At 55.6% G+C, this 2,120-nt stretch carries 1 protein-coding gene; it reads left to right on the top strand.

The window, feature by feature from the left end:
* The first annotated feature begins 250 nt into the window (after positions 1–250).
* The gene (locus ACESUZ_RS10010; RefSeq protein ID WP_055310777.1) at positions 251–1,945 is read left to right on the top strand and encodes a phospho-sugar mutase; all 1,695 of its coding nucleotides are present in this window, start codon (positions 251–253) and stop codon (positions 1,943–1,945) included.
* Positions 1,946–2,120 lie beyond the last annotated feature (175 nt).

Below are 2,120 nucleotides of genomic sequence, written 5' to 3'. Positions count from 1 at the left end.
ACCGGTGGACGGCACCGAGCCGTACGCTTGAACTGAGAAGGGGGAGGCCTCGCGGCCTCCCCCTTTTTTGCGTTTACGTGCAACATTCCTTATGCAATTAAATCAATTTAATCATCCACCGCTGAATATAGACGTTCACCGTTCTTTGGTCGGTTCTTTGTTCTCAATGGACTAATATTTGCTTTAGCGCACTGCTGCGCTTGTCCTGTTTTACACGGGTCGTTTTATTGAATGTGACGGAAGGACTCACATGGCAGATGTTCATGAGCTGCTTGATACTTGGATTGCCAATGTCAAGGACGAGGAGCTCCTCGCTGAGCTTAACACGATGAAGGAGCAGGGTGATGAGGACGCCATCACCGACGCTTTCTTCCAGGATCTCGCCTTCGGTACCGCCGGTCTACGTGGCACTATCGGTGCAGGCACTAACCGTATGAATATCTATACGGTTGGTCGCGCGACGCAGGGTTTTGCTGACTATCTCAATGCGACCTTCGAGCATCCGACGGTTGCCATCGCTCGCGATAGCCGCAATAAGGGTGAACTGTTCGTTAAGACGACGGCTGCCATTCTTGCCGCAAACGGCGTGACTGCTCTCGTGTATCCTAAGATTTCTCCCGTGCCGACGCTTTCCTGGGCCGTCCGTGACCTTAAGTGCTCCGGTGGCATTTGCATGACCGCTAGTCATAATCCAGCGCCTTATAACGGCTATAAGGCCTATGGCCCCGACGGCTGCCAGATTACCAGCGAGGCTGCCGATGCAATTTCTAAGGCTATCGCCGAGACCGATACGTTTACCGGCGTGAAGTCCATGGACTTCGATGAGGCTCTTGAGCAGGGTCTGGTCAAATGGATCGATGACTCGTGCCTCGAGCGTTATTATGACGCCGTTCTCGCCCGCGGCGTGACCAACCTTTCTGCCGAGGAGATCGCTGGCGCTCCGCTTAAGCTCGTCTACACTCCGCTCAACGGCACCGGCCTCATTCCCGTCACGACGGTGCTCGAGCGCGCTGGCATCACCGATGTCACGGTTGTTCCCGAGCAGAAGGAGCCTAACGGCGATTTCCCGACCTGCCCGTATCCTAACCCCGAGATTCGCCAGGCCATGCAGAAGGGCATTGACCTGTGCGAGCAGGTTCACCCTGATCTGCTGCTTGCAACCGATCCTGACGCCGATCGCGTTGGCGTTGCCGTTAAGAATAGCGATGACTATCTGCTGCTGACCGGCAATGAGATGGGCGTTCTGCTGCTCGACTATATCTGCAAGACCCGCGCTGCTCGCGGTGAGGACCTCACTAAGAAGGTTGCTGTCACTACTATCGTTTCTTCCGCCATGGTTGACGCTCTGGCCGACGAGTACGGTTTTGAGCTCCGTCGCTGCCTGACGGGCTTCAAGTACATCGGCGACATCATTACTTCTCTTTCCGATGCTGGCGAGGTCGATCGCTTTATCTTCGGTTTTGAGGAGAGCTACGGCTATCTGGCCGGCGACCACGTGCGCGACAAGGACGCCGTGAGCACTTCGCTTTTGATTTGCCAGATGGCGCAGTATTACAAGCTCCAGGGAAAGAACCTTGCCGACGCGATGCACGAGCTGTACGAGAAGTATGGCTACTATCACAACAAGACGATTTCGCTGAGCTATCCGGGTGCTGAGGGTGCGGCAAAGATGGCCGGCATCATGGCCGGTCTGCGCGAGAACCCGCCCGCGGAGCTCGCCGGTTCCAAGATTGAGGCCGTCGTTGATTACAACACCTGCGTGAACGGCCTGCCGAAGGCTAATGTTATTGAGTTCGATCTTGAGGGTGGCAACAAGGGTATTGTTCGTCCTTCCGGCACCGAGCCCAAGATTAAGCTGTACATCTTCGCTAAGGGCGCGGATGCCGCCGAGGCAGATGCAGCACTTGACGCGATCGAGGAGTCCGGTCGTAAGCTGCTGGCATAAGGTATTTAAGAGTCTTCTATAGCTATAGATGGGCTAAAGAGGGGATCTCGGATGCGAGGTCCCCTCCTGTTTTTAACCAGCCAGCCGAGAGTACTTATATGTGTAGGAAATGTGTACGCCCAGATTCCCGCCCCCGGCGCCCCTCCGGTCTGGCAATATATCTCCTTGCCGCGCG

It is taken from the genome of Collinsella aerofaciens ATCC 25986 (assembly GCF_964239575.1).
GTDB lineage: Bacteria > Actinomycetota > Coriobacteriia > Coriobacteriales > Coriobacteriaceae > Collinsella > Collinsella aerofaciens_BQ.
The sequence above is the reverse complement of the archived record's forward strand: the minus strand, read 5'-3'. Positions and strand labels throughout refer to the sequence as shown.

Coding starts and splice junctions, on each gene's coding strand:
- ACESUZ_RS10010 (WP_055310777.1), top strand. CDS start 251: ATGGCAGATGTTCATGAGCTGCTTGATACTTGGATTGCCAATGTCAAG.